This window comes from Streptomyces caelestis, from assembly GCF_001279005.1.
GTDB lineage: Bacteria > Actinomycetota > Actinomycetes > Streptomycetales > Streptomycetaceae > Streptomyces > Streptomyces heliomycini.
In genome coordinates, this window is sequence record NZ_LGCN01000216.1 from 33,719 (window position 1) to 60,133 (window position 26,415).

15 protein-coding genes are annotated in these 26,415 nt (G+C 74.1%); 6 read left to right on the forward strand and 9 right to left on the reverse strand.

Features of this window, described 5'->3' with window-relative positions; translation table 11 throughout:
- The first annotated feature begins 72 nt into the window (after positions 1 to 72).
- Positions 73 to 1,599 (forward strand): amino acid permease, encoded by a 1,527-nt coding sequence (locus ADK41_RS25935; RefSeq protein WP_030832918.1) that lies wholly within the window; start codon positions 73 to 75, stop codon positions 1,597 to 1,599.
- A gap of 16 nt (positions 1,600 to 1,615) precedes the next feature.
- Here ADK41_RS25935 and ADK41_RS25940 read toward each other — a convergent pair whose 3' ends face one another.
- The 6 genes from ADK41_RS25940 to ADK41_RS25965 are packed head-to-tail and all read right to left on the reverse strand — an operon-like array spanning position 1,616 to position 7,634.
- Complete coding sequence (locus ADK41_RS25940) at positions 1,616 to 2,845, reverse strand: beta-ketoacyl-[acyl-carrier-protein] synthase family protein (protein ID WP_030832915.1); 1,230 nt, start codon at positions 2,843 to 2,845, stop codon at positions 1,616 to 1,618.
- On the reverse strand, positions 2,842 to 3,093 hold the full coding sequence (locus ADK41_RS25945) for an acyl carrier protein (protein WP_030832912.1): 252 nt from the start codon (positions 3,091 to 3,093) through the stop codon (positions 2,842 to 2,844). Before ADK41_RS25945 ends, ADK41_RS25940 begins: the two co-directional genes overlap by 4 nt.
- Positions 3,057 to 4,097 carry an NAD-dependent epimerase/dehydratase family protein gene (locus ADK41_RS25950; RefSeq protein WP_037804983.1) on the reverse strand — a complete coding sequence of 347 codons (1,041 nt, stop codon included), beginning with the start codon at positions 4,095 to 4,097 and terminating at the stop codon, positions 3,057 to 3,059. The genes ADK41_RS25945 and ADK41_RS25950 overlap by 37 nt, the downstream gene beginning before the upstream one ends.
- On the reverse strand, positions 4,094 to 5,671 hold the full coding sequence (locus tag ADK41_RS25955; RefSeq protein WP_030832910.1) for an AMP-binding protein: 1,578 nt from the start codon (positions 5,669 to 5,671) through the stop codon (positions 4,094 to 4,096). Before ADK41_RS25955 ends, ADK41_RS25950 begins: the two co-directional genes overlap by 4 nt.
- On the reverse strand, positions 5,668 to 6,609 hold the full coding sequence (locus ADK41_RS25960) for an alpha/beta fold hydrolase (protein WP_234318987.1): 942 nt from the start codon (positions 6,607 to 6,609) through the stop codon (positions 5,668 to 5,670). The genes ADK41_RS25955 and ADK41_RS25960 overlap by 4 nt, the downstream gene beginning before the upstream one ends.
- Entirely contained in the window at positions 6,606 to 7,634 is a 1,029-nt protein-coding gene (locus ADK41_RS25965) for a 3-oxoacyl-ACP synthase III family protein (protein ID WP_030832903.1), read from the reverse strand. The genes ADK41_RS25960 and ADK41_RS25965 overlap by 4 nt, the downstream gene beginning before the upstream one ends.
- Before the next feature lie 143 nt (positions 7,635 to 7,777).
- Between ADK41_RS25965 and ADK41_RS25970 the strand changes: the two genes are divergently transcribed.
- Positions 7,778 to 15,184, forward strand: a complete 7,407-nt coding sequence (locus ADK41_RS25970; protein ID WP_030832900.1) for a type I polyketide synthase — start codon at positions 7,778 to 7,780, stop codon at positions 15,182 to 15,184.
- Positions 15,185 to 15,206: 22 nt separating this feature from the next.
- On the opposite strand, the gene ADK41_RS25975 is transcribed toward ADK41_RS25970, so the two are convergent.
- Positions 15,207 to 15,578: a hypothetical protein gene (locus ADK41_RS25975; protein ID WP_030832897.1), complete on the reverse strand. Its 372-nt coding sequence runs from the start codon at positions 15,576 to 15,578 to the stop codon at positions 15,207 to 15,209.
- Positions 15,579 to 15,823: 245 nt separating this feature from the next.
- Here ADK41_RS25975 and ADK41_RS25980 point away from each other — a divergent pair, with 245 nt between their 5' ends.
- Positions 15,824 to 16,945 (forward strand): hypothetical protein, encoded by a 1,122-nt coding sequence (locus ADK41_RS25980; protein WP_030832894.1) that lies wholly within the window; start codon positions 15,824 to 15,826, stop codon positions 16,943 to 16,945.
- A 32-nt stretch (positions 16,946 to 16,977) separates the two neighbouring features.
- On the opposite strand, the gene ADK41_RS25985 is transcribed toward ADK41_RS25980, so the two are convergent.
- Positions 16,978 to 18,066, reverse strand: a complete 1,089-nt coding sequence (locus ADK41_RS25985; protein ID WP_030832891.1) for an LCP family protein — start codon at positions 18,064 to 18,066, stop codon at positions 16,978 to 16,980.
- Between the two features lie 369 nt (positions 18,067 to 18,435).
- Between ADK41_RS25985 and ADK41_RS25990 the strand changes: the two genes are divergently transcribed.
- Positions 18,436 to 22,308: a bifunctional glycosyltransferase/CDP-glycerol:glycerophosphate glycerophosphotransferase gene (locus tag ADK41_RS25990; protein WP_078662100.1), complete on the forward strand. Its 3,873-nt coding sequence runs from the start codon at positions 18,436 to 18,438 to the stop codon at positions 22,306 to 22,308.
- A gap of 124 nt (positions 22,309 to 22,432) precedes the next feature.
- Here the strand turns inward: ADK41_RS25990 and ADK41_RS25995 are convergent, their stop codons facing one another.
- Positions 22,433 to 23,341 carry an endonuclease/exonuclease/phosphatase family protein gene (locus ADK41_RS25995; protein ID WP_030832885.1) on the reverse strand — a complete coding sequence of 303 codons (909 nt, stop codon included), beginning with the start codon at positions 23,339 to 23,341 and terminating at the stop codon, positions 22,433 to 22,435.
- Positions 23,342 to 23,429: 88 nt separating this feature from the next.
- On the opposite strand from ADK41_RS25995, the gene ADK41_RS26000 reads away from it, so the two are divergent.
- Together ADK41_RS26000 and ADK41_RS26005 are read left to right on the forward strand one after the other, a co-directional pair.
- Complete coding sequence (locus ADK41_RS26000; RefSeq protein WP_030832882.1) at positions 23,430 to 24,926, forward strand: hypothetical protein; 1,497 nt, start codon at positions 23,430 to 23,432, stop codon at positions 24,924 to 24,926.
- 47 nt (positions 24,927 to 24,973) lie between these two features.
- On the forward strand, positions 24,974 to 26,415 hold a 1,442-nt coding region (locus ADK41_RS26005), incomplete at its 3' end, for a hypothetical protein (protein ID WP_053670309.1).

Below are 26,415 nucleotides of genomic sequence, written 5' to 3' on the forward strand. Positions count from 1 at the left end.
GCGCCCGCGCCGGGGCATACGAGCTACGCCCCCTCTCGATCATGTCGAGGACGACAAGCGTGGGAGGTACCCGTGACAAGCCCGCTCTTCCGGACGAAGAAGGTGGAGCAGTCCATCCGCGACACCGAGGAACCCGAGCACGCGCTCAAGAAGTCCCTCTCCGCGCTGGACCTGACCGTCTTCGGCGTCGGTGTCATCATCGGCACCGGCATCTTCGTCCTCACCGGCACGGTCGCCAAGGACAACGCCGGGCCGGCCACCGCCCTGGCCTTCGTCGTGGCCGGTGTCGTCTGCGCGCTCGCCGCGCTCTGCTACGCCGAATTCGCCTCCACCGTCCCGGTGGCGGGCTCCGCCTACACCTTCTCGTACGCCTCCCTGGGCGAGCTGCCGGCCTGGATCATCGGCTGGGACCTGGTCCTGGAGTTCGCGCTCGGCACGGCGGTGGTGGCCGTCGGCTGGTCGGGCTACATCCAGTCGCTGCTGTCCAACGCGGGCTGGGAGATGCCCGCGGCGCTGGGCAGCCGCGAGGGCGCCGACGTCTTCGGGTTCGACGTCCTCGCCGCCGCCCTGGTGCTGGCGCTCACCGGCATCCTCGTCCTCGGCATGAAGCTGTCCGCACGCGTCACCTCGGTCGTCGTCGCCATCAAGGTGATCGTGGTCCTCGTGGTGATCGTCGCGGGGGCCTTCTTCATCACCGCCGACAACTACGACCCCTTCATCCCGGAATCGAAGCCGGTGCCCGCGGGCGAGAGCCTCAACGCCCCGCTCATCCAGCTGATGTTCGGCTGGGCCCCGGCCAACTTCGGCGTGATGGGCGTCTTCACCGCCGCCTCGGTGGTGTTCTTCGCCTTCATCGGCTTCGACATCGTCGCCACGGCCGCCGAGGAGACCAGGAACCCGCAGCGCGACATGCCCCGCGGCATCCTCGGCTCCCTGTTCATCTGCACCGTGCTCTACGTCCTGGTGTCGCTCGTCGTCACCGGCATGCAGCACTACAGCGAGCTGTCCGTGGACGCCCCGCTGGCCGACGCCTTCAAGGCCACCGGGCACCCCTGGTTCGCGGGCTTCATCAGCTTCGGCGCCGCCGTCGGCCTGACCACCGTCTGCATGATCCTGCTGCTCGGCCAGACCCGGGTCTTCTTCGCGATGAGCCGCGACGGACTGCTGCCCCGTTTCTTCTCCCGGGTCCACCCCCGGTTCCGGACCCCGCACCGGCCGACCATCCTGCTCGGCGTCCTCATCGCGGTCCTCGCGGGCTTCACCCCGCTGAACGAGCTCGCCGCGCTGGTGAACATCGGCACCCTGTTCGCCTTCGTGATCGTCGCGATCAGCGTGGTCATCCTCCGCCGGAGCCGGCCCGACCTGCCCCGGTCGTTCCGCACCCCCTGGGTGCCCGTCCTGCCGATCGTGTCGGTCGCCGCCTCCCTGTGGCTGATGCTGAACCTGCCCGCCGAGACGTGGGTCCGCTTCGGCGTCTGGATGGCGATCGGCATCGTCGTCTACTTCCTCTACAGCCGCACCCACAGCCGTCTGGCCCGGGGCGAGGGGGCGGAACCCGGGACGCCCCTCGGACCGCCCGGCGGCCCGGGCCCCCGCTGAACCGGAGCGGGGGCGGTCAGCAGGCCCGGGCCAGAGCGAGGACGACGTTGTGCCCGCCGAAGCCGAAGGAGTGGCTGACGGCGACGCGGACGTCCTGCCGGCGGGGCTTTCCGGTGACGCAGTCGATGTCGAACCCCGGCGCCGGGGCGTCCAGGTTCGCGACCGGCGGCACCGTGCCGTGCTGAAGGGTGAGCACGGTCAGTGCCGCCTCGACGGCGCCCGCCGCCCCCAGACCGTGGCCGAGCACGCCCTTGGGCGCGGTGACGCTGGGACGGTGCGGCAGCACCCGGGCGATCAGGGCCGACTCGCCGGCGTCGTTGACCGGTGTGGAGGTGCCGTGGGCGTTGACGTGGTCGACGTCGTGCGGAGCCAGGCCCGCGTCCGCCAGGGCGGCGCGCAGGGCCGCCTCCGCGCCCCGGCCGTCCGGGGCGGGCGCGGTGGGGTGGTGGGCGTCCGAGGTGCTGCCGCAGCCCACCAGCAGGGCGCGGGCGCGGGCCCCACGGGCGGCCGCGTCCGCGGCCCGCTCCAGCACGAGGACGCCGGCGCCCTCCGCCATGACGAAACCGTCACGGTCGGCGGCGAAGGGCCGGGACGCGCCGGCGGGCGCGTCGGTGCGCCGGGACAGGGCGCCCGCCCGCCAGAAACCCGCGACCGTCAGCGGGGTGACGGCGGCTTCGGTGGCCCCGGCCACCGCGACGTCGCACCGGCCGGAGACGAGCAGATCACGGGCCACGGCGACGGCGGTGGCGCCGGAGGCGCAGGCGGTGGCCGGGGCGAGGCCGGGGCCGCGGGCCCCGAGGTCGATGGAGACCTCCCCGGCCGCCATGTTCGGGATGATCTGGGGGATGGTGAGCGCGGAGACCAGGTCGGCGCCCCGTTCCGCCAGCCGCCCGGCCTGCTCCTCGCGCACCGCGTCCGCCCCCAGCCCGCAGCCGATGACGACGGCCACCCGGTCGCCGTTCCACGTCCGGGCGTCGAGGCCGGCGTCGTGCACCGCCTCGCGGGCGGCGAGCACCGCCAGCACGGCGTTGCGCGCCATGCGCCAGGCGGTGCGGCCGACGCGCCGGTCCAGGGCGTCGCGGCCCAGCGGGACGCGGCAGGAGAAGTCCACGGGCAGACCGGCCAGCGCCGGATCGTGGGCGGCCGCGGTGCCCGCGCCGCGGCGGACCGTGTCCCAGGTGGCGTCGGCGTCCTCCCCGGCGGGGGTGAGCAGACCGAGACCGGTGACGGCGACGGGATCGGTCACGAGGAGGCCGCCGTCCCCGCGCGCAACGCGTCGAGGTGGTCGGCGACCTGCGCGACGGTCGTGCCCCGGGCGGCGTACGCGCCGTCGATCCTCACCCCGAAGCGCTCGTGCAGGACGAGCACCAGCTCCGTCAGGGCCAGGGAGTCCAGGTCCAGTTGCTGCAGCGTGCGCTCGGGCCGGATCTCGTCCTCGGGGACGCGGAAGGTGCTGGTCAGGATGGAGCGGACGGTGTCGTAGGTGTCCGGCACGGCGTTTCCTCGCTGTCGTCAGGGGTGGAGCGGACGAGTTCCGCGACACCGGCGTCGAATCCGATCGGCGGCTCGAAGCCGAGGTCGCGGCGGGCCGCGGTGAGGTCGAAGTGGTGCGGATGCAGCAGCTCCGCGACCAGGAAGCGGCTCAGGGCGTGGGTGCGGGTACTGCGGACCGCGCGCAGCAGGGCGTCACCGGCCGCCGCCCCGGCGGTGGCGAGCCGGGGCGGCACGGCGCACCAGCGGGCGTCGACGCCGGCGGCCCGCAGGAAGTGCCGGACGATCTCGCGCAGCGGGCGCGGATCGTCCTGGCCGATGAAGTAGGCGCGGCCGCCCACCGCCTGCGGCGACCGCCGCAGCCCGTCCAGGGCGAGCAGATGGGCGTGGGCGGCGGTACGGACATGGGTGGTGTCGACGAGGTTGCCGCCGTCCCCGGGCATCGGCAGCAGGCCCGCCCGCACGGCGCGTGCGAGGGCGGGGACGAAATGGGGGTCGCCCGGTCCCCAGACGATGTGCGGGCGCAGCGAGACGGTGGCCAGCTCCGGGCCGTGCGCGGCCAGCACCAGGGCCTCGGCGCGGGCCTTGGTGGCGGGGTAGGCGGCCAGGTGGCGGGGGGCGACGGGGAGGCTCTCGTCGACGCCCCGCAGGCCGCCGGGCCGGAAGACGACGCTGGCGGTCGAGGTGTACAGGAGCGTGCGCACGCCGTGGGCGCGGCACTGCCCGATCACCTGACGGGTGCCGACGACATTGGTGGCCCAGTAGGGCCGCGGCGGGCCGCTGACTCCGGCCAGCGCGGCGTTGTGGACGACGGCGTCGCACCCGGCGACGGCGCGCGAGACCGCGGCGGCGTCGGCGAGGTCGCCCAGGTGCTGCCGGACGCCCAGCCGTTCCAGCGCGGTGCTCGGGCGGCGGCACAGGGAGGAGACGACGTCGCCGCGCGCGCTCAGCCGCCGGCAGATCTCCCTGCCGAGGAAGCCGCTCCCGCCGGTGACCAGTACCTTCACCGGATCCTCCCGCGCAGCCGCCCCGCGGCCCAGCCGGCCAGCCGCATGCGGTCGGTCTTGGAGTTGTGCCGGGGGTCGGTGGGAAAGGACGGGCGGATCAGCAGGGCGCCGACGCGGTGCCCCTGCGGATGCTCCCGCAGCACGGCGCGGACGGCCGCCAGGGCGGCGGCGTGCGGAGTGGAGGGCAGGGGTTCCACGCACAGGACGGGCAGTTGGCACACGGCCGTGCCGACGCCGACGAGGGCGGTGCGCCGGACACCGGGGGCGGTGTCCGCGGTGGCCTCGATGTCCTCGGTGGTCAGGGTGAAACCGGCGCCGGTGACCAGGTGGGCCTTGCGGCCGAGGAACCACAGCCGCCCCTCGTCGTCGATCCGGCCCAGGTCCCCGGTGCGGTGCAGCACGCCGTGGCCGGTGTCGCTCTTGGTGACGGCGTCGGCGTCGGGACGCGCGTGGTAGGCGGGGCTGACGGTGGGGCCGGTGACGGCGATCTCACCGAGCCCGGTGGCGTCGGCGTCCAGGATCCGGGCGCGGACGCCGGGCAGCGGCCGGCCCAGGCAGGTGCCCGCGTGCCCGGCGGGCGGCGCCGCGCGCGAGGCCCGCAGGTCGTGGTCGCCGATCGCGGAGACGGGCAGGCACTCCGTGGCGCCGTACACGCTGAGGATCTCGGCGTCGTCCGGCACGGCCCCGCGCAGGGCGTCGGCGAGACCGGTGCGCAGCGGGGCGCCGAAGGACAGGACCTGCCGGACCGAGGGCAGGGTGACGCCGTGGCGGGCACAGTGACGGGCGATCAGGGCGAGGACGGCGGGGGAGGCCAGGACGATGCTGGCCCGGTGCTCCAGAACGGGCCCGACCAGTTCCTCCGGCGGGGTGCGGGCCGGGGCCAGGTGGTTCACCGCCGGGGCGACGGTGGTCAGGCCCAGCAGCGGCCCGAGCAGCGCGACCGGCAGGAATCCGGCCAGGAGCACGTCGCCGGGCCGGGGACCCATCAGCGTCGTCAGCGCGTCGAGCTGCCCGGCCAGGGTGGAGCGGCGGTACTCCGCGCCTTTGGGCCGTCCCGTGGAGCCGGAGGTGAAGGCGATGAGGGCCGGTTCGTCGCCGCCCGGCTCCCGCACGTGCGGGAGCCGGGAGCCGTCGGCCCGCGTCCGGGTGAGCAGCCGCCGTCCCGCGGGGAGCGGGGCGGACCCGGTGACCAGGGCGACCCGGACGTGGGGACGGCCCCACCCCAGCGCCCGGCGCCCCAGGTGGGCCAGCGGCTCCCCGATGAAGACGTCCGGGGCGACGTCCCGGAGGCAGCGGCCCACCTCGGCGCGCGGTTCGATCAGCACGGGCACGGCGCCGAGGAGACCCAGCGCGTACGAGACGGCGGTGAGGTCGTGGGCGTCGCGGGTCATCACGACGGCCTTGTGACCGGGCCGGACCCCCGCCTCGCGCAGGGCCAGGGCGATGCGGTGACAGCGCCGCACCAGTTCGCCGCGACGGGTCGTCCGGGAGGCCCCCTTACGGCTTTCGACGAGGGCGACGGCGTCGGGCCGCCCGTCCAGCAGCGCGGCGATGTCCGCGGTGGTCGTGGTCATGGGGCTCCCTGGAGGAAGTCACGGATGTGGTGGCCCAGTTCGGCCGTGGCGTCCTCCATCACGAAGTGCCCGGCGTCGGGGAAGCGGTGGACGACGGCGTGGGGGTGCCTGCGCACCCACTCCTCCAGCAGGTCCGGAGTGAAGACGGGATCGCGCATGCCCCACCCGACGAGCAGGGGCAGGTCCGCCAGGTCCGCCCCGGCGCCGGCGGGTTCGAGCAGCCGCCACGCGGGGTCCGCGGGGCCGCGGGGGATCGCGCGCACGGCGTCGGTGACCGCCCGGCGCTCCGCGCGGCGGGCGTAGGGCCGCAGGTAGGCCCGCCGCTCGGCCGCGAGCAGCGGGCGGTGGACCCCGGCCCGTACGGCGACGCGGGCGAAGGCGTTGGTGGCGTGAACGAGTTCGGCGACCGGCCGGTGGTCACGGATCCAGCGCAGGGGGGACGGCAGCCGGAAGCCGTCCGGGAAGGGGAAGGCCACGGTGTTGCAGACGACCAGCCGGGCCACGACCCCCGGGTTGCGCAGCGCCCAGGCGACACCGAGCGGGCCGCCCCAGTCGTGCAGGACGAACGTCCAGCCCCGCTCGGGCAGGCCCGCGTCCCGCACCAGGTGGCGGTGGAGGCCGTCCAGGCCCTCCAGCTGGGCCTCGTAGGGGTCGGGCACCCCGTCCGCCGGCCGCAGGTGCCGGGACAGCCCGAAGCCCGGCAGGTCGGGGGCCAGACAGCGGGCGTGCGGGGAGAGCCGGTGCAGCAGCCCCCGCCAGACGTAGCTCCAGGACGGGTTGCCGTGCAGGAACAGCACCGGCCGCCCGGAGCCGAGGTCGAGGTAGTGCTGTCCGGTGACCGGCACCCGCCGCCAGTGCCGGGGCGCGGGGTAGCCCGGCATCAGCCGCTCCAGCACGGCGGGATCCGGCGCCGGGGCCCGCCCGGCCCGCGCGGTCACCACCGGACGAGCGCCAGACCGAAGCTGAACCCGCTGGCCAGGCCGATCATCGCCACCAGGTCCCCGCTCTCGACGCGGTCCGCCTCCCGCGCCTTGACCAGTTGCAGGGGCAGGGAGGCCGCCGCGCAGTTCCCGTGCTCGGCCACCGCGGGCATGCACCGGTCCTCGGGGAGGGCGAAGGTGTCGATCACCTCGCGGTACTGCGGCATGGCGATCTGGTGGAAGGCGATGAAGGAGAAGTCGCCGGCCCGCGCCGCCCGGAGCTCCTCCCCGGCGGTGTCCAGGATCCGGGGGAGCACGTCGAGCGCGCTCTGCCGCAGGTCCCCGTTCAGGCGCAGGGTGGTGTGGTCGTCGTGGACGGAGAGGTGGTGCATGCTCCCGCCGCCGGACACCGTGCAGGCCTCCCAGGCCGCGGAGTTGCTGACGAACCGCAGGGACAGGATGCCGGGGTCGCGGTCGCCCGCGGGGCCGGCGGTGAGCACCATCGCGGCGCCGGCGTCGGAGGCGGTGTAGCCGGGCAGCGCCCTGAGCAGGTCCTCCCGGCCGGGGAGGTGCCAGCGGGTGGCCAGGGTAGAGGGTTCACCGCAGGCGATGAGGACCGTGCGGTAGCGGCCGGTTCCGATGAACGACGCCGCCACCTCCATGCCGTTGAGGAAGCTGTTGCAGGCGTTCTTGACGTCGAACACCGGGCAGGAGGCGCCCAGTTTGGTGGCCACGAGGTGGGCGGTCGCGGGTTCGACCAGGTCCTGCGAGGTCGAGGCGAACAGCAGCAGGTCCACGTCGCCGATCTTCAGACCGGCTTCGCCGAGCGCGCTGCGGGCGGCCGCCACGGCGAGGTCGGAGGCGTTCTCGCCGTCCTCGTGGACGTGGACCCCGCGCACGCCGGTGAGGTCCTCCAGCAGGCCGGGCGGCGGGGCGTAGCCGCCCGTATCGGCGATCCTGGCGCGGATGTCGTCCAAGGTCCGATAGCGGGAGGGAAGATGAGCGGAGACGGCGGCGATACGGGCACGGATGGCTTCGGGCACCGCGTCACCGTAGCCAGCCGTCCGGCCGGGATGACGATTACATGGTCTTATCCACTCCAACGAGTGATGTGTGCTGGATTTCCCGGCCACTCGTCCCCTTCAATCCGCACGAGGACCAGTAACCGGCGTGAAGAGGTGGGGACTTGGCGACGCAGCAGCGTGAACGGGCCGTGGCGGTGGTGGGCGTGGGATGCCGGCTTCCCGGAGGGATCACCGATCTGGACGGCCTGTGGTCCGTGCTGCGCGACGGGCGCGACATGGTCGGCGAGATGCCCGCCGACCGGCTGCCCCGCGACCGTACGGTCGACCCGGGAACCGTGCGCCCCGGCCGCAGCTACACCGCCGCCGGCGGCTTCCTCGAGGACGTCGCCTCGTTCGACGCCGGCTACTTCGGCATGTCGCCCGCGGAGGCCCGGCACATCGACCCGCAGCAGCGGCTGCTGCTGGAGATGGCCGCCGACGCCCTGGACGACGCCGCCCTCCCCGCCGCGTCACTGGCCGGGTCGGACACCTGCGTGTACGTGGGCGTCTCCGACCCCGGTTACGGCGTGAACCTGTCGATGATGCAGGACCACACGAGCCCGCACACCATGCCCGGCGCCACCCTGTCCATCACGGCGAACCGGATCTCGTACGCCTTCGACCTGCGCGGGCCGAGCATGGCCGTCGACACGGCCTGCTCCTCCGCCCTGGTCGCCCTGGACCGGGCCTGCCGCACCCTGCGCGAGGGCCGGGGCCGCGTCGCCCTGGCCGGCGGCGTCAACGTGCTGTCCAACCCCTACTCCTTCGCCGGGTTCTCCTACGCCGGCATGCTGTCGCGGCGCGGACGCTGCGCGGCGTTCTCCGCCGACGCCGACGGCTTCGTCCGCGCGGAGGGCGGCGCGGTGCTCGTCCTCAAGCGCCTCGCGGACGCGCTGGCGGACGGCGACCGCGTCCACGCCGTGCTGGCCGCCACCGGCAACAACACCGACGGCCGCAGCACCGGCATGATCGTGCCCAGCGCCGAGACCCAGGAGGCGCTCCTGCACACGGTGTACGCGGAGGCCGGGATCGACGCGGACGACCTGGTCTACGTCGAGGCCCACGGCACCGGCACCCAGGTCGGCGACCCGGCGGAGGCCGAGGCCATCGGCCGGGCACTGGGCCGGCGCCGCAGCCGCGGCCCGCTGCCGATCGGCTCGGTGAAGACGAACATCGGCCACCTGGAACCCGCCGCCGGAATGGCCGGCCTGCTCAAGGCGATCCTGGTGCTGCGCCACCGGCTGGTGCCGGCGTCCCTGCACGCCCTCCCCCTCAACCCCCGCATCGACTTCGACGGCCTGGGGCTGGCCCCCGCCGTCGCACCCGTCCCGCTGGACCCCGGGGAGCGGGCGGCCGTCGGAGTGAGCGCCTTCGGCTTCGGCGGAGCCAACGCCCACGCCGTCGTCACCCCGCCGCCCACCGCCCGGCGGTCCGGGCCGGACCCGGCGCCGGACGGGCGCCCGCTGCCCCTCGTCGTCTCCGCCCGGTCCGCCAAGGCGCTGAAGCGGATGACCGCCCGCATGGCGGAGCGGCTGCGGGACACCGGGCCGGCGGAGTTCTACGACGTGGCCCACACCAGCACCGTACGGCGCACCGCGCACCCGCACCGGGCCGCCGTCCTGGCCGCCGACCCGCAGGACGCCGCCCGGCAGCTGGACCGGCTGACGACCGCGGAGCCCGCGAGCGGGGCCACGGTGCGCACCGGCGAGCGGGACGGGACCGCGTTCGTGTACTCCGGCAACGCCTCCCAGTGGCCGGGCATGGCCGCCGACCTGCTGGAGGGGGAGCCGGTCTTCCGCCGGGCCGTCGAGGAGGCCGACGCGGCCCTGGCGCCCCACCTGGGCTGGTCGGTGACCAAGGAACTGGCCCACCCGTCCCCCCGGAAGTGGCGGCGCACCGAGGTGGCCCAGCCCGCCCTGTTCGCGGTGCAGGCGGGCCTCACCGCGCTGCTCGCCTCGTACGGGGTGCGCCCGCGGGCGGTGGCCGGACACAGCGTCGGCGAGGTCGCCGCCGCCCACGCCGCCGGGGCCCTCACCCTCGAACAGGCGGCGCGGGTGATCGCCGAGCGCAGCCGCACCCAGGGCGCCACGGCGGGCCGGGGCCGCATGGCCGCCGTCGGCCTGCCCGAGGCACGGGCACGCGAGGAACTGCTCCGCCACGACGGCGCACTGGAGATCGCGGGGATCAACAGCGACCGCGACGTGACCGTCGCCGGGGACGCCGACGCGCTCGCGGCCTGGGGCGCGGAACTGACCGCCCGCGGCGTCTTCTTCCGCGAACTGGACCTCGACTACGCCTTCCACAGCAGGGTCATGGACCCCATCGAGGAGCCGCTGCTCGAAGCCCTCGACGGACTCGAACCCGCCCCGGCCCGCATCCCGTTCCTCTCCACCGTCACCGGCGCCCCGCTGAACGGGATCGCGCTCGACGCCGCGTACTGGTGGCGCAACGTGCGCGAACCCGTCCGGTTCGCCGAGGCGGCCGGCCTGCTCGCCGCCGAACACGCGGGCGTCCTGGTCGAGATCGGCCCGCACCCGGTGCTGCGCCCCTATCTGCGCCACACCGGCGCCACCTGCGTCCCCACCCTGCACCGCGACGGCGACGGCCCCCGCGAGACCGCGGCGGCCGTCGCCGCCGCGCTCGCCGCCGACACCGCCACCGACTGGCGGCACCACTTCCCCCGCCCCGGCCGGGTGGTCGACCTGCCCGGCTACGCGTGGCAGCGCGAACGGCACTGGCACGGCACCGCGCAGGACCTGGTCGCCCACACCAGCGGCAGCGGCCTGCTGGACCATCCGCTGGTGGGCGAGCGGATGCCCGCCCCGCACCCCGTGTGGCACGGCACCGTCGAGCCCCAGCTGGTGCCCTGGCTGGGCGACCACCGGATCGGGGACGACGTCCTCATGCCGGCCGCCGCCTACGTGGAGATGGCCCTGAGCGCCGGCCGGCGGGCCCTGGACCGCCCGGTCGAGGTACGGCACCTGGAGATCGGCCGCCCGCTGTCGGTGCCGTGGCCGGACCCGACGCCGGTCGCCCTGCAGACCGCGGTCACCCCCGACGACGGCGCCCTGACCATCAGCGTCCGCGAGGAGCACGGCGGGGAGTGCCTGCCCGTCGTGCGCGCCCAGGTCCACACCCTGCTCGGCACGGCACCGGCCCCGCTCGACGTCGACGCGCTCCGGGCGCGCTGCGACCGGAGCGTCGACGGCCCGGACTTCTACCGCACGTGCCACGGCATCGGGCTGAACTGCGGGCCGGACTTCCAGCTCATCGACCGCATCCACGCCGGCGACGGAGAGGTGCTGGTCGGCTACCGGCTGGAGCACGCCGCCGACGCCTACACCGCCCACCCGGTCCTGATCGACGCGCCGTTGCAGGCCACCGTGGCCCTCGCCGGGGCGCAGGCGGAGTCCGCCGCGTTCCTGCCGACCGTGTTCGGGGCCGTCCGCGTGTGGCGCACCCCCGCCCCCGCCGGCGTCGTGCACCTGCGCCGCCGCAGCCGCAGCGCCAACGAGATGTGCTGGGACATCACCTACGCCGACCCGGACGGCACGGTCACGGTCGAGATCGACGGGTGCCGCACCCGCCGCGGCCACCTGATCGAACGCACTCCGCTGACCGTCCAGCGCACCGTCCTGAGGGCCGCCCCCCACCGGGGGACCCCCGCCGCGCCCTCCCCGCTGCCCGCGCCCACCGAGGTGGCGCTCGCCGCCGGGCCGCGCGTCGCGGCCGCCCGCGCCGCCCTCGACGACGGCGGCCACCGCCGGTTCACCGCCGCCGCCGAGCGGGCGGGCGCCCACCGCTGGGCGGAGACGCTGAGCGGTCTGCTCACCGACCCCGCGGCCCCGTTCTCGATGGGCGACCTGGTGGCCGGGGGCCTGCAGCCCCGGCACCGGCGGCTCGTACGGCTGATGCTGCCCCTGCTGGCCGAGCACGGCCTCGCCCGGCCGACGGGGGAGACCTGGCGGCTGACCGGCGCGGAGCCCCGGGCCGAGGAGCTGCTGCGCGGCCTGGTCGAGGACCATCCCGCGTACGGCGCCCGGACGCCGCTCCTCAACCGGCAGCTGCGCCGGCTGCCCGACGTGGTGCGGGGACGCGCCGACGCACGCGAGCTCCTGCCGGCCGGGGACAGCGCCCACGAGCAGCTCCACGAGACGGACCCGGCCCACCGCTTCGCCCACCGCGCCGTGCAGGCGCTGCTCGGCGACATCGTCGCCCGCTGGCCCGCCGACCGCCCGCTGCGCGTCCTGGAGTTCGGCGCGACCACCACCGCCCTGACGGCCGCCGTCCTCCCCCTGCTGCCGGCCGACCGGACCCGCTACACCTGCACCGCCGCCACCGCCGGCGTGCTCACCCGCGCCGAACACCGTTTCGCCGCCCACGACTTCGTCGACCGCCGCATCCTGGACCCGGACGCCGACCTGATCGGCCAGGGCCTTCCCCGCGGCGGTTTCGACCTCGTCCTCGCGGCCGACGCCCTGCACGCCACCACCGACCTGGCGGCCACCCTGCGCCGGTTGCACACCGTGCTGGCCCCCGGCGGGCACCTGCTGGCCACCGAACCGCACCACGCCCCGCTCCAGGCCCTGCTGTCCGGCACGCTGAACGACTTCTGGGAGCGCGGCGACCACGCCCTGCGCCCGGCCTCCCGCGTCCTTCCGCGCGACCGGTGGGAACCGCTGCTGCACCGGTGCGGCTTCTCCGGTGTGGCGCAGACCGGGCCCGAGGACCGCTCCGTCCTCCTCGCCGCCGCGGACCACGAGCACGGGCCGGACGCCGAGTACGGGCCGGACGCCGAGCACGGGCCGGACGCCGAGCCGCCGCGGACGGCCGCCGGCGCCTCCTGGGTGATCGCCGTCGAGGACGACACCGAGACGCCGGCCGCGCGGGCCCTGGCCGCCCACCTCGAAAAGGCCACCGTCGTCACCGCGCCGGACGGTGCCGCCGCCTGGAGCGCGGCCCTGCCCACGGACTCCGACCCGCACGTCGTCCTGCTGCTCGCCGAACCCGGCCCGCACGACACCGTCGTGCGGACCACCCGCCGCGCGGCCCTCCTGCGCTCCCTCTCCGCCGCCTGCGACGGCCTGGAGGGCGGCGGCAGCCCCCGGGTGTGGCTCGTCACCCGCCCGACCGGCCTCTTCCCGGCCCCGGAACAGCCGTCCCACCCGGACGACGCCGCCGTCTGGGCGGCCTGCCGCACACTCGCCAACGAGCGCCCCGACCTGTCCCTGCGGCGTCTGTCCTGCCACCGCACCGGCGACGCCGGCACCGACGCCCGCCGCCTGGCCGGAGAACTCCTCGCCCCCCTCGACGACCCGGCCGCACCGGAGGACGAGGTCGTCCTCACCGCCCGGGGCCGGTTCGTCCCCCGGCAGGTCCAGCACCCGGCGGACGAGCCCCCCGCCGTCCCCGCCGGCACGCCGTACCTCCTGGAGGCCCGCGAACCCGGCCTGCGCCGACGGCTGGTCTGGCGGCAGACCGGCCTCCCCGAGCCCGGGCCGGGCGAGGTGGCCCTGGAGATGCGGGCCGTGGCCCTGAACTACCGCGACCCCATGCGGGCCAACGGCCTGCTGCCGCCCGAGGCGGTCGAGAACAGCCCGATCGGCCGCGGACTGGGCACCGACGGCGCCGGCGTCGTACGCGCCGTGGGGGAGGGAGTGCGGGACCTGAAGCCGGGCGACCGGGTCTGCGGTCTCGTGCCCGCGGCCCTCGCCTCCCACGCGACGACCCCCGCCACCGCCGTCCTGCGCATCCCCGACGGGATGGGCTTCGCGGAGGCGGCGACCTTCCCCGTCGCCTTCCTGACCGTCCACCAGACCCTGGTCCACCAGGCGCGTCTCGGCGCCGGGGAGACCGTGCTGGTGCACGGCGGAGCCGGGGCGGTGGGCCTGGCCGTCCTGCAGTGCGCCCGCCGTCAGGGGGCCCGCGTCATCGCCACCGCCGGCACGGAGACCAAACGGGACCTGCTGCGCACGCTCGGCGTCGAGCACGTGCTCGACTCCCGCAGCCTGGACTTCGCCCCCCGGGTGCGGGAGCTGACCGGCGGCCGGGGCGTGGACGTCGTGGTGAACTCCCTCAGCGGCGAGGCCATCGCCCGGGGCCTCGACCTCCTGCGGCCCAACGGCCGCTTCGTCGAGCTCGGCAAGAAGGACATCTTCCTCAACAACCCGATCACCCTGCGCCCCTTCCACCGCAGCCTCACGTTCATCGGCTTCAACCTCGACGCCGTCATCGACTCCCCGGAACTGGGCTCCCGCCTCCTCGCGGACTTCGAGGCGGAGGCCGCGTCCGGCGCCTACCGGCCCCTGCCCCACACGGTCTACCCCGCCGCCCGCGTCGACGAGGCCTTCCACCTGCTGCAGCACTCCCGGCACACCGGCAAGGTCGTCGTCACCTTCGACCCCCTCGACGAACCCGTCCCCGTCGAACCCGCGCCCGGCGCCCTCCGCCTCGACGGCGAGGGCACCTACCTGATCACCGGCGGACTGAGCGGACTCGGCGCCGCCGCCGCCCGCCTGCTGGCCGACCGCGGGGCGCGGCACCTGGCCCTGCTCTCCCGCGGCGGGCCCGACGCCCCGGGGGCGCCCGCCCTGCTCCGGGAGCTCGCCGACCGCGGCGTGCGCGCCACCGCCCACGCCGCCGACGTCACCGAGGAGGCCGCGCTGCGCCGGGTCCTCGAGGCCGTGGACGCCACCGGTCACCCCCTGCGCGGCGTCGTGCACGCGGCCATGCACATGGACGACGCGGTGCTGGCCGACCTCACCGACGACCGGTTCGCCGCCGTCCTGGCGCCCAAGGCGGCGGGCGCGGCCCTGCTGGACCGCCTCACCGCCGACCGCGACCTGGACCTGTTCCTCGCCTACTCGTCCGTGTCCGCGAGCATCGGGAACCCGGGGCAGGCGGCCTACGCGGCGGCCAACGCCCATCTGGAAGCACTGGTCCGGGCCCGGCGCGGCGCCGGCCGGACGGGTACGGCACTGGCCTGGGGGCCGGTCGGCACGACCGGCTACGTGGCCCGCAGCGGCCTGGAGGCCGCCATGGCCGGACGCGGTCTCGAACTGCTCACCCCCGCCGAGGTCCTGACCACCGCCGACCGCCTCCTGGCCGCCGGCGCCGACGTCGCCGGGGCGGGCCGCTACCGCTGGGGGACCGCACGCCCTCTGCTGCCCGCCCTGGCCACCCCCCGGTTCGCCCCGCTGGCCCCGGCGTCCTCCACGGCCTCCCCGGACGCCCGCAACGCGCTCATGAGCACGCTGGCGGGCCTCCCGGCGGACGAGGCGGTGCGCGAGATCACCGACACGATCACCCGGCTCCTCGCGGGTGTCCTGCAGACCGACCCGGCCGACCTCGACCCCACGCTCAACGTCACCGACCTCGGCCTCGACTCGCTGCTGGGGATGCAGTTCCTGGTGCGGGCGCGGGATCTCTTCGACATCCGCCTCGGACCGGCCGACCTGGCCACCGGACGCACCCTGGCCCACTTCGCCCGCCTGATCCACCAGCGGCTGGACCTGAACGCCGACGCGTAGCGGGTACCGGGCGTCGCCGGTCTCAGCGGGGCACGGACCGCGGACCGGCGACCTCCGCGCCCAGGGCGGTCACCCTGCGGCGCAGCTCGCGGTCGGCCGTGACGACCAGGACCGGGCGGTGCTCCGCCCCGGCCACCAGCGCGACCACGTGGTCGTCGCCGCTGCCCGGGGCGGACTCCACGCGGATCCCGGGCACCTCCTCCACCCCGCGCGCCGCACCCTCGACCACCAGGACGATCTCCACCGGACCGGGCCGGCCGGGCAGGCCGTCCGCGGCCAGCCGGTCGCGCAGGCGTTCCGCCGCGCCCTTGCGGTCCCGCCACCATCCGTCGGGCACCGACCCGACGACGTTCGCGGCGTCGACGATCACGAGCAGGGCGGCGGTGTCGTTCATACGGCCAGCGTCCCACGCGGGGCCGCCCCGCCCGTGTCCCGCGCCCCGCGAACCGCCCCGCGCGAGGCGGACCGGTGAACGGCGGCCGGCTCCCGCGCGGCCGGCGCTTCGGGCGCGGCAGGAGGTCCAGAGGCCGGGCCTGCGGGTACGGCACGGAACACCGGCGAACGATGGACATATGATGTGCCGAGTCTCAGGGTTCCCGTGTCGGTGATACGGCGGGCTTCAGGAAGGTTCACCAGACGATGCGGAGAAGGCCGGCAGGCCCCACGAGTGCCTCCGTCGAGGGCGGGCGCACCGCCGGGGAGCACCACGGGACCGCGTCCGGGGCGGCCCACGGAGACTGGCTCACCCGCGGCAAGGACGGCCGGCTGACGTTGTACGCCCTCACCGGGGGCGGCCTGCTGCGCTGGACGGAGAACGCCGTCGGCGGCCCGGAGTGGAACGGACCGCACTTCGTGCCGGTGGCCGGACTGACGCATCTGACGGTGGTCCAGGGAGCCGACACCTACGTCCATTTCCTCGGCCGCAGGGAGCGCACCGGCGCCGACGGCGGACGGAACGTGGACATCGTGCACGCCGTCCAGTACCAGACCGGACTCGCCCTCGGCGACTGGCGGTCCCTCGGCAACCCGTTCCAGGGCCCCGAGGAGTCCGGTTCGCCCGCCGCACCGGTCGGGGCGGTGGCCCAGGACGGCACCGTGCACGTCCTCCTGCGCGGCGAACACGGTGGTCTGATGCTCCGACGGGAGGCCCCGAACGGAAAGTGGCGGGCCTGGGAGGACCTGCACGGCGGCGGTGTCGGCGCCCCGCCCGCGGCGATCGCGCTCACCGACGGGCGGATCGAGGTCTGCGCCGCCGCCGAGACGGGCGTGCTCGTCTGGCGCCAGTCCGCCCCCGGCGGCGACTTCGCGGGCCCTCGTGGCTTCTCGCTGCGGCCCGTGCCGGGCACGGTCGCGGCCCTGGAGACCGGACCCGGCCGGGCCACGTTCTTCTGGACGGACGCGGAGAGCGGCGGTGCCGCGGCCTGGCGGGCGGGCGGCTGGCCGGCCGCCCTGGGCGGCACCCCGGCCGAGCGGCCGTACGCGGTGCTCCGCACGTCGCTGGACGGCTACGACTGTGCCGTCCTCGCCTACCGCGGCCGGGACGGCGCGGCCGTGCTCGGCATGGGCGGGACCGAGAACGAGGCCGCCGGATTCTGGTGGTACGAGCTGGCCGAGTCCTGCCAGGGCGCCCCGGCCCTGGCTCTGGACGGGCGGGGCCGCGTGGTGATGGCGCTGATCGGCGCCGACGGCAGGCCCAGGGTCGCCCGGCAGGGGGACGGCGACGGCCTCGACCTCACGCGCTGGGACACGCTCGGGGGCTGAGCGGCCGTGCCGTCGCGCCGCCGTACCGGAGGTCAGCCGCCCGTCGCGGGCGACTTCTTCGCGGACTCGGGGATCTCCGCGTCGGAGCGGATCGCCTCCCACAGCTGATCGGCCTGGGGCTGTGCGGCCACCACCCGGTTCGGGTCGACCTTGTCGTACGCCACCGGGAGCATGATCGTTTCCATGGTCGCCGGGTCGACCCCGTTCATGCTGCGCGCGAAGTCGGCCAGGCTGGTCAGCGAGGCCAGCTCGGAGTCGGTGGTCAGCGCCGAGGTCAGCGTGTCGGCGATCTTGTACGTCTTGGTGGGGCTGCCGAACAGGTCCTGCCGCTTCACCTCGCTCAGCAGGGCGATCATGAACTGTTGCTGGAGTCCTATGCGGCCCAGGTCGCTGCCGTCGCCGACGCCGTGCCGGGTCCGCACGAACGCCAGGGACTGGGTGCCGTCCAGTCTGTGGGTTCCGGCGCTCAGGTCCAGGCCGCTGGAGGTGTCCTTGATGGGTTCCTCGACGGTGACGCTCACGCCGCCGATGGCGTCGACCAGTCCCTTGAAACCGGCGAAGTCGATCTCCATGTAGTGGTCCATGCGGACGCCGGACATCTTCTCCACCGTCTTGACCACACAGGCCGGGCCGGCCGTCGAGTAGACCGAGTTGAACATGACGCGCTCGGCCGCCGGGAGGGCGGAGCCGTCCGACGTGGCGCACTCCGGGCGGGTGACGAGCGTGTCGCGCGGGATGCTCACGGCGACCGCCTGCCGGCGCCCTTCGGGGATGTGGATCACCAGCGCGGTGTCCGAGCGGGCGCCCGACACCTTGCCGGTGCCCAGGCCGGCGTTCGCGCCGGCGCGCGAGTCCGAGCCGAGGACCAGCAGGTTCTGTCCGGACGTCGGCAGTTTCTCCGGACGGTCCTCACCGAGGGCCTCGTCCAGGTCGACCCCGTCGATGTTGTCGTTCAGACCGCTGTAGAGCCAGTAGCCCGTGCCGCCCGCCGCGAGCAGGACGGCCAGGAGCGACAGCAGGACGATGCGTCCCCAGCGCCGGCGGGGGCGCTGCGACCGGCGGCGTCCGCCGCCGGTCTCCGGCTGCGCATGCCGGGACTCCGTGGTGGCGCTGTGCGTCATGGGTGTTCGGTTCCTCTCCTCACGGGCTCCGCGCGGCGGAGTGGCAGGGCCCGGGTGGGGGGAAGACCGGCCCACTGATGCGATCACGTCAGTGGGAGAACTATAGGCAGCGATTCATGCCCCGGTTCCGAGTGGGTGGAGATAGCACGGCAGAGCGACGAATGCCACATGAATCAATCTTGACCACCTTTAAGGGTGGCTTAAGATGTGGGGAACCTGTGGCCGGTGTGGAGGGGGGCTTTCACGAGGCCCGGGGGTACGGGTGGGGCAGGGCGGAAGAAGCCGCCGTGCGCCATGCAGGGGGTGGAGCGTCCAGTGTGGACCGCTGATGTCCTGGTGGGCGAAATGTCTTGGTAGGAGTACGAGTTGGTGGTTCACCCGCGCCTGAGTGTCGTCGTGCCCTTCCAGGACGTCGAGACCTATCTCGCCGAATGCCTGGAGTCCATCGCGCGCCAGTCGTTCCGTGATTTCGAGGTCGTCCTCGTCGACGACGGCTCCACCGACGGATCGGTGCGGATCGCGGCCGACTTCTGCGCCGCCGACCGCCGCTTCCGCCTCGTCCGCCAGCACGCCCACGGGCCGGGACACGCGCGCAACGTCGGACTGCGCAACACCCACCCCGCGGCGGAGTTCCTCGCCTTCGTGGACGGCGACGACGTCATCCCCGAGTACGCCTACGAACTCCTGGTGCGCACCCTCGAGGAATCCGAGGCGGATTTCGTCTCGGGCAACGTGCAGATGATGAACTCCACCAAGAAGTGGCAGTCGCCCCTGCACAAGGGTCCGATGCAGAAGAACCGGCGCGGCACGCACATCACGAAGTTCGAGGCGCTGATCTACGACCGCACCGTCTGGAACAAGCTCTTCCGGCGCTCCTTCTGGGACCGGCACTCCATCAGGTTCCCCGAGGGCGTGATGTACGAGGACTCGTGGGTCAACATGTACGCCCACTTCAGCGCCGCCAAGGTCGACGTCATCACGGACATCGTCTACTTCTGGCGCCGCCGGGAGGGCGGCGCGGCGCCCTCCATCACCCAGCGCCACTCCGAACTGTCGAACCTGCGCGACCGGGTCGCGGCCGTGCGGTCCGTGAGCCGCTTCCTCGGCGACCAGGACTCCCGGGAGTACGCGGACAGCAAGCGGAAGTACGACCTCGCGTGCCTGAAGTCCGACCTCATGCTCCACCTGAAGGTGCTCCCGGACGCCGACGAGGAGTACCAGCACTCCTTCGTGCAGTGGGCCAACGAGTTCCTCGACGAGACCGACCTCACCATCATCGACGAACTGCCCGCGGACGCCCGCGTCAAGTGGCTGCTGGTGCGCGAGCGGCGGCTGGCCGAGCTCCTCGACGTCATCGAGTTCGAGCGCCGCGGCGGCCCCATGCCCGTGCAGCGGCGGTTCCGGCGCTACCTCAACTACCCCTACCTCGGCGACCGGGGGGTGGGCCTCGACAAGAAGGCCTACCGGCTGGACAAGGAGTTCTCCCTGCACGGCTCGCTGTCCGGCGCCCGGTGGAGCTCCCAGTCCGACCTGCTCATCCTCTCCGGAACCGCCTACGTCCGGTTCCTCAACGTGCACAAGAAGCACATGTCGGTGAAGGCGATCGCCCTGCGGAACAAGAAGCAGGGCCGCATGACGATCACCACGGCGAAGACCGTCTACGCGCCGCAGGCCACCGAGGACAGTAAGCAGAATCGTTACTGTTACGACTGGGCCGGCTTCGAGGCGCGGATCGACACCACGCGTCTCAAGCGCAAGGGCCAATGGGTCGAGGGCACCTGGGACGTGGCCGCCGGTGTCCTCAGCCGCGGACTGTTCCGCTACCGGGGCATCGACCGGGGCGGCGCGGGCAGCGCCGCCAACCCGCCCTACCGGTACGTCGACAAGAACACGCGCATCCTCCCGCTCTTCCTCCAGGGCAAACTCAAGCTGCGCGTCGAGATCGTGCGCTGCCGGATCACCCAGCACCGGCTCGTCGGCGACCAGCTGGAACTGCGCGGCGTCTACCTCGGCCCCAAGGTGCCGGAATGGGGCAAACTCCGTGTCACCAGCATGAGCGGAGGCACCCGGCACGACGCGCGCGTCCACTTCACGCCCGGCGGCGACGGCTGGTGCACCTTCTCCGCCAAGCTGCCCCTGAGCAGCCTCGTACCGAAGTCCCGCGTCCACGCGGGGGCGGACGCGGACGTCCCGCAGTCCTGGGGCATGGGCGGCAACGGGTGGAAGACGACCTTCCACGTCGAGGGCCGCAAGATGACCATGTACCCCGTCGTGGCGGAGGAGACGGCGGACGGGCACTACCGCATGCCCGAGTCACTGCAGACCCGGGAGGACGACCGCGAGGTCGTCGTCCACCGCAATGGCTCCGGCTATCTCGTGCTCTTCGAACGCGCGACCCTCCCCACCACGACCCGGTGCGTGTGGCGGGAGGACGGCTCGCTGGAGATCCAGGGCCGTTACCTGGCCGCGGACCGGATGTCCCGGGAACAGTACCGGGACGCCCACCTGGTGGTCCGCTCGCGTGCGCACGGCGCGGAACGTTCCGTACCCCTGACCTGGGACGGCTACGAGTTCCGCTGTGTCCTGGCCCCCGCCGCCATGCGGACCCTGGCCGGGGACATCCCGCTCGCGGCCGGACGGTGGGACTTCTTCCTGCGCCGCCAGGACCTCTCCGCCGTGGCGCGCGAGGACCGCCTCGAAGACCTCATGGTGAAGATCGAACAGGACCAGATCGAGACGTTCCCGCAGGAGTACGAGAGGAACGAACGCCGCTACGAGACGCAGGCCGAGGCCTACGACCGGCTGTCGCTCCTCGTCCACTCGGCGATGCCCGATCACGCCCGCGGCCCCTACCGGCAGAAGCTGCTGCGCACCAAGGCCTACCCCGCGGCCCGTCGGGAGCCGGTGCGCGACGCCGTGCTCTTCGACGCCTTCAAGGGCACCCAGTACTCCGACAGCCCCCGCGCCCTGCACGAGGAACTCGTGCGCCGTCGCGTCGACCTCGAACACCTGTGGGTGGTGCGCGACGACCAGGTCCAGGTGCCGCCCACGGCGACGCCCGTCCGCATGTGGTCACCACAGTGGTACGAGGCCCTCGCCACCAGCCGGTACGTCGTCGCCAACAACCACCTCCCGGACTGGTTCAAGAAGCGGGACGGCCAGGTCGTCGTGCAGACGTGGCACGGCACACCGCTGAAGAAGATCGGCCACGACATCGAGTCCATCCACTTCGCCGACCAGCGCTACCTGGAACGCGTCGAGAAGGAGGTGCAGAACTGGGACATGCTGGTGTCCCCCAACAGCTTCTCCACCCCGATCCTCAAGCGCGCCTTCGGCTTCCCCGGCGAGATGGTGGAGAGCGGCTACCCGCGCAACGACATCCTGCGCCGGCCCGACACGGAGGCCCGGGAGCAGCAGATCCGCCGCAGGATCGGGCTGCCGGAGGGCAAGCGGGTGGTGCTGTACGCGCCGACCTGGCGCGACGACCAGTTCTACGCGCCCGGCAAGTACAAGCTGGACTTCCGCATCGACCTGGAGGCCGCGCGCGCGCAGCTCGGGTCCGACCACGTCCTCATGGTGCGCCGCCACCCCAACGTCGTGGACCCGGTGCCGGGCGCCGGCGACGGATTCGTCTTCGACGTCTCCGACTACCCGGACATGGCCGACCTCTCGCTGATCACCGACGTGATGATCACCGACTACTCCTCCCTGATGTTCGACTACGTCAACACCGGGCGGCCCATCCTGTTCTTCACCTACGACCTGGACCACTACCGCGACACCCTGCGCGGGTTCTACTTCGACTTCGAGGGCAGCGCCCCGGGTCCCCTCCTCTACACGTCCGAGGAGCTGGTGACGGCCATCCGCGAGATCGACCGGATCCAGGACCTCTACGCCGAGCGGTACCACTGGTTCCAGCAGGAGTTCTGCGATCTGGACGACGGCTACGCCGCCGCACGGCTCGCCGACCGGATGCTGGTCACGGGGGGAGACCTCGAGCCCGGACAGGCCCACGCACCGGCCGTCGGCACCGTGGACACCCGGCACGCGGGAAGGCCGATGACCCCCCTCCGGCGGGGCACGTCGCAGTGGTTCCCCGGCCATCACGCGTCCGCGGAGTACGTCGGCGCGATACCGGCCCAGCCCGTTCCCGCGCAGGACGCCGCCCCCGGGCGGCCGACGGGCTTCCCGCAGCAGGCGTCGGCCACCGGCGCACACAGCTACGAGGGCGTGATCGCGTGACGCCCCCGGTCCTTTCCGGCGGCCGGCCCCGGGCCGTGCCGAAGGGCGGCGGCCCCCTGTGACCGCGCCGTCCGCCGTGCCCGGTCCGCCGGCCGCCGGTGACGGGCGTCCCGCCGGCGCGGCCTCAGCCGGCGCCCGCGTCCACCCGGATCAGCAGGGCCCGGTGGTCCGAGACACCGGTGTCGTGCACCGTGCAGCGCGTCCTGGGCAGCCCGGTGAACAGGTAGTCGAGCTTGTGGCCGGACTCGTGCGTGGCACGCCCCGAACGGTCGCCGGCCGACGTCTGGTCGCACTCCCGGTGGGTGCGGTAGGCGGCGAACGGCCACAACCGGACGCCGGCACCGCCCGCGGTGGGGGGCCGGAGATTCAGGTCCCCGCCGAACACCGTGTTCCGCGCCGGAACCGCCGCCACCAACGCCCGCAGCTGGTCGTCGCGGTACTCCCGGTCCGGTCCCGCCCGGTCGCTGCCGGGCGTGCTCAGGTGGGCGTTGCAGACCCGGACGCCGTGCGCCGCGACCGTCGCGCACAGGACGCCCCGGCGCAGCCCCACCACGGGCTGGGGCGAGGAGACCTCGCGGACCGCGGACAGCGGGCGGGACGAGAGGATCGCCAGGCCCGCCGAGCCGCTGCCGGCCCCGTCGCACCGCACCGCGGTGGTGCGCCCGTTCGCGTCGCGCCAGGTGTAGGGCAGGAAGGACAGGTCCCAGGACCGGCCGAGGGCCTCGCGCACCGACTCGGCGGACCTGAGGCACGCCTCCTGGAGGAGCAGGACACCGGCCCCCGCGTCGGCGAGCCGGCGCACCGCCCGGTTCTTGGCCGCCTCGCTTCCGGTGCCCGCACACCCCCACCGCCGCACGCCGCACATGTTCCAGGTCGCCACCGTCAGGGCCTGCTCCCCGGGGCGCTCCGTCCCCGGGACGTCCTGCGCCGGGGACGCCGTGACCAGGAGCGCCGACAGGGAGAGGGCCGCGGCCGCGGCGAGCAGGGCGCGGCGCCGGCCACGGCCCGCCGTGGGCGGAGGGGCCGGAAACATCACGCCATCTTGTCCGATCAGCCGATTCCACGCCAATGGGCCCGCCCGGTCGGCCCCGACCAGCCGTCCTGAGACTGGAGTTCCGTACATGTCCACCACACCGTCGAACGGGCGGAAGCTGTTCAACGGCATCGAGGCGTCGGGGACGTTTCCGGTCGAGTACCGCTTCTCCCACGCCAAGAGCGGCAACCGCCACCTCGTCGTGGTCTTCGCCAACTTCTCGGCGCCCGAGGACTACGGCTGGTCCAACGGCGTCTTCGACAACGTGCGCGCCAACATCCTGTGGATCCGCGACCGCTTCGACGGGATGAACGCCTACTACCTCTGCCGCAACATGGACTTCGGTCTCGCGGACTCGGTGCAGACGCTCATCGCGGGGTTCACCCGGGCGCTGGGCCTGACGCCGGACCAGGTCACCCTGTGGGGCGGCTCCAAGGGAGGCAGCGCGGCGCTGTACTTCGGGCTGAAGCACGGCTACCGGAACATCGTGGCCATCGTCCCCCAGTTCCTCATCGGCGACGCGCTCGAGAAGCGGCACCCGAAGGTCGCCGCCTACATGCTCGGCGAGGGGGCGCCGCCGCACCACGCCCGCGCCCTGGACGCGCTCATCCCCGACCTGGTGCGGGCGGGGCTGAACCGGGGCGCCAACGTCTACCTGCTCTCCTCGCCCCAGGACGAGCACTACACCGTGCAGGTCGAACCGTTCCTCGGCATGTTCCAGGGATACGAGAACGTCAACTACCTGCACAGCGAGTCCCCGACGATCACCGGACACGCCACCGTGACGCGGCGGAACGTGCCGGCGCTGGTCGGGCTGCTGAACCTCCTGGTCGACGGCTACGCCCCGCGGCTCGGCTTCGTACGGCACGCCCCGGAGGAGTTCGACCGCGACCGGTCGGCCGTCGACGCCTATCTCGCCGCCACGTCCAAGGTCCAGGGGACCGAGGCGTTCCCGCCCCCCGTGGTGACCGCCCCGCGCTCCGGCGCCGAGGTGGCCGTCACCGGGCTGCGCTTCTCCGGCCGGGCCCCTGGGGCGGTGCGGGTGAGCATGTGGAGGAACGGCAAGTTCGTGGCGTCACCGCAGGTGGCTCCCGACGGCGCCTGGTCCTGGGAGCCGCCGAAGCCGTGGGCACGCGGGAAGCACGCGGTGAAGATCTTCGCGGTGGACCCGGCCGGCTTCCACTCCGACCGTGTCGAGGTCCCCTTCACGGTGGTCGAGGCGGCTCCCGGCCACCTTGCCGGGCCGGCCGCCGACGGCGGGACGGCGCCCGGCCTCCCGCTCCGGCCGCCGGCCGTCATGGCGCCGGGGGCGGGGCAGCAGGTGCCGTCCGTGTTCGGGTTCCACGGGAGCGCCCCGGGGGCGGCGGAGGTCCGGTTCCGGGAGAACGGCGTGCTGCTGGGCGCGGTGCCTGCCACGCCGGACGGGAGCTGGGGCTGGGACCCGGGCTGGCCGTGGCCAAAGGGCCCGCACCTGGTGGAGGTCACCGCGGTGGACGCGGGCGGTCTGGAGACCCCGTCCGCCCCGGTCGCCTTCACCGTCCTGGGCGCCGCCGCGCCGACCGGCTACTTCACGCCGGGCCACTGACCGCCGGCGGCGTCCGCCGCCGGCCTCCACACGACTGGAATCCGCACATGTCCACAGCAGCGTCGAAGGGGCGCGACATCGTCACCGGGATCGACACGTCCGGTGCGTACCCCGTCGAGTACCGGTTCGCCCGGGCGAGGAAGGGCAACCGCCATCTGACGGTGGTCTTCGCCAACCTCGCGGCCCCGGACGACTACGGCTGGTCCACCGGCGTCCTGGACGACCTGCGGTCGAACATCCTGTGGATCCGCGACCGGTTCCGGGGCGGGATCAGCTACTACCTGTGCCGGGAGATGGACTTCGCCGTCGAGCGGTCCGTCGTCGAGCTGATCACCAGGGTGATGCGCTCCCTCGACCTGACCCCGAACGACGTGACGCTCTGGGGCAGTTCCAAGGGGGGCAGCGCGGCGCTCCACTTCGGCCTGCGGTACGGGTTCCGGAACATAGTGGCCTGTGTTCCGCAGTTCCTCATCGGCACCTTCGTCCGGGACGTCTACCCCAAGGTGGGCCGGAGCGTGCTGGGGGAGGGGCTGGCGGAGGAGAACGTGCGGGCCCTCGACGCGGTCCTGCCCGACCTGCTCAGGGCGGGCGCGAACCCGGAGGCCAACATCTACCTGGTGTCGTCCCCGCAGGACGAGCAGTACACCGAGCAGGTCGAGCCCTTTTTGGGGCTGCTGCAACGCTATCCGAACTTCAACTTCATCTTCAGCGAGTCCCCGTTCATCACGGAGCACAACAAGGTGACCGTGCGGAACGTGCCGCCCCTGCTGGGGATCGCCTATCTGCTGGCCGACGGCATCGCGCCGCGCTTCGGCACGGTGCGCAACGGCTACGAGGAACCCGAGCGGGACTCCTCGGCCCTCGACGCCTTCCTCGCCGCCACCGCCAAGGTGCAGCGGACGGAGGCGTTCCCGCCCCCCGTGGTCGACGAGCCCGCCGCGGGCGGTGCGCTGCCGTGCGAGGGCTCCCGGCTCACCGGATCGGCACCGGGCGCGGTGCGGGTGAGCATGTGGGAGAACGGCAAGTTCCTCGCCTCGCCGAAGGTGGCGCCCGACGGCGCCTGGGCGTGGACCCCGGCCAAGCCGTGGGCTCCGGGCAGCCACCGGGTCAAGATCTTCGCAGTGAGCCCGACCGGCTTCCACTCGAAGACCACGGAGGTGGTCTTCACCGCGGGCGAGGCCGCCGCGACGCCTGCCGCCGCACCCGCCGCGTCCGTCACCGTCCTCCTGCCCGAGGCCCACGGGCAGGTGCTGAGCACGGCCGTCGCCTTCCGGGGCGTCGCGGCAGGCGCGGCCCAGGTCGGGTTCCGGTACGACGGAGTGTTCCTGGGCTCCGTCGCGGTCGCGCCCGACGGCAGCTGGGCCTGGACCGCGGGGCGGCCGTGGCCGGAGGGCTCGCACCTGGTCGAGGTCGTCGCGGCGGACGCCGGCGGTCTGGAGCGGCACTGTGTACCGGTGCCGTTCACCGTCGTCGCCGCCCCCGCCCCGAC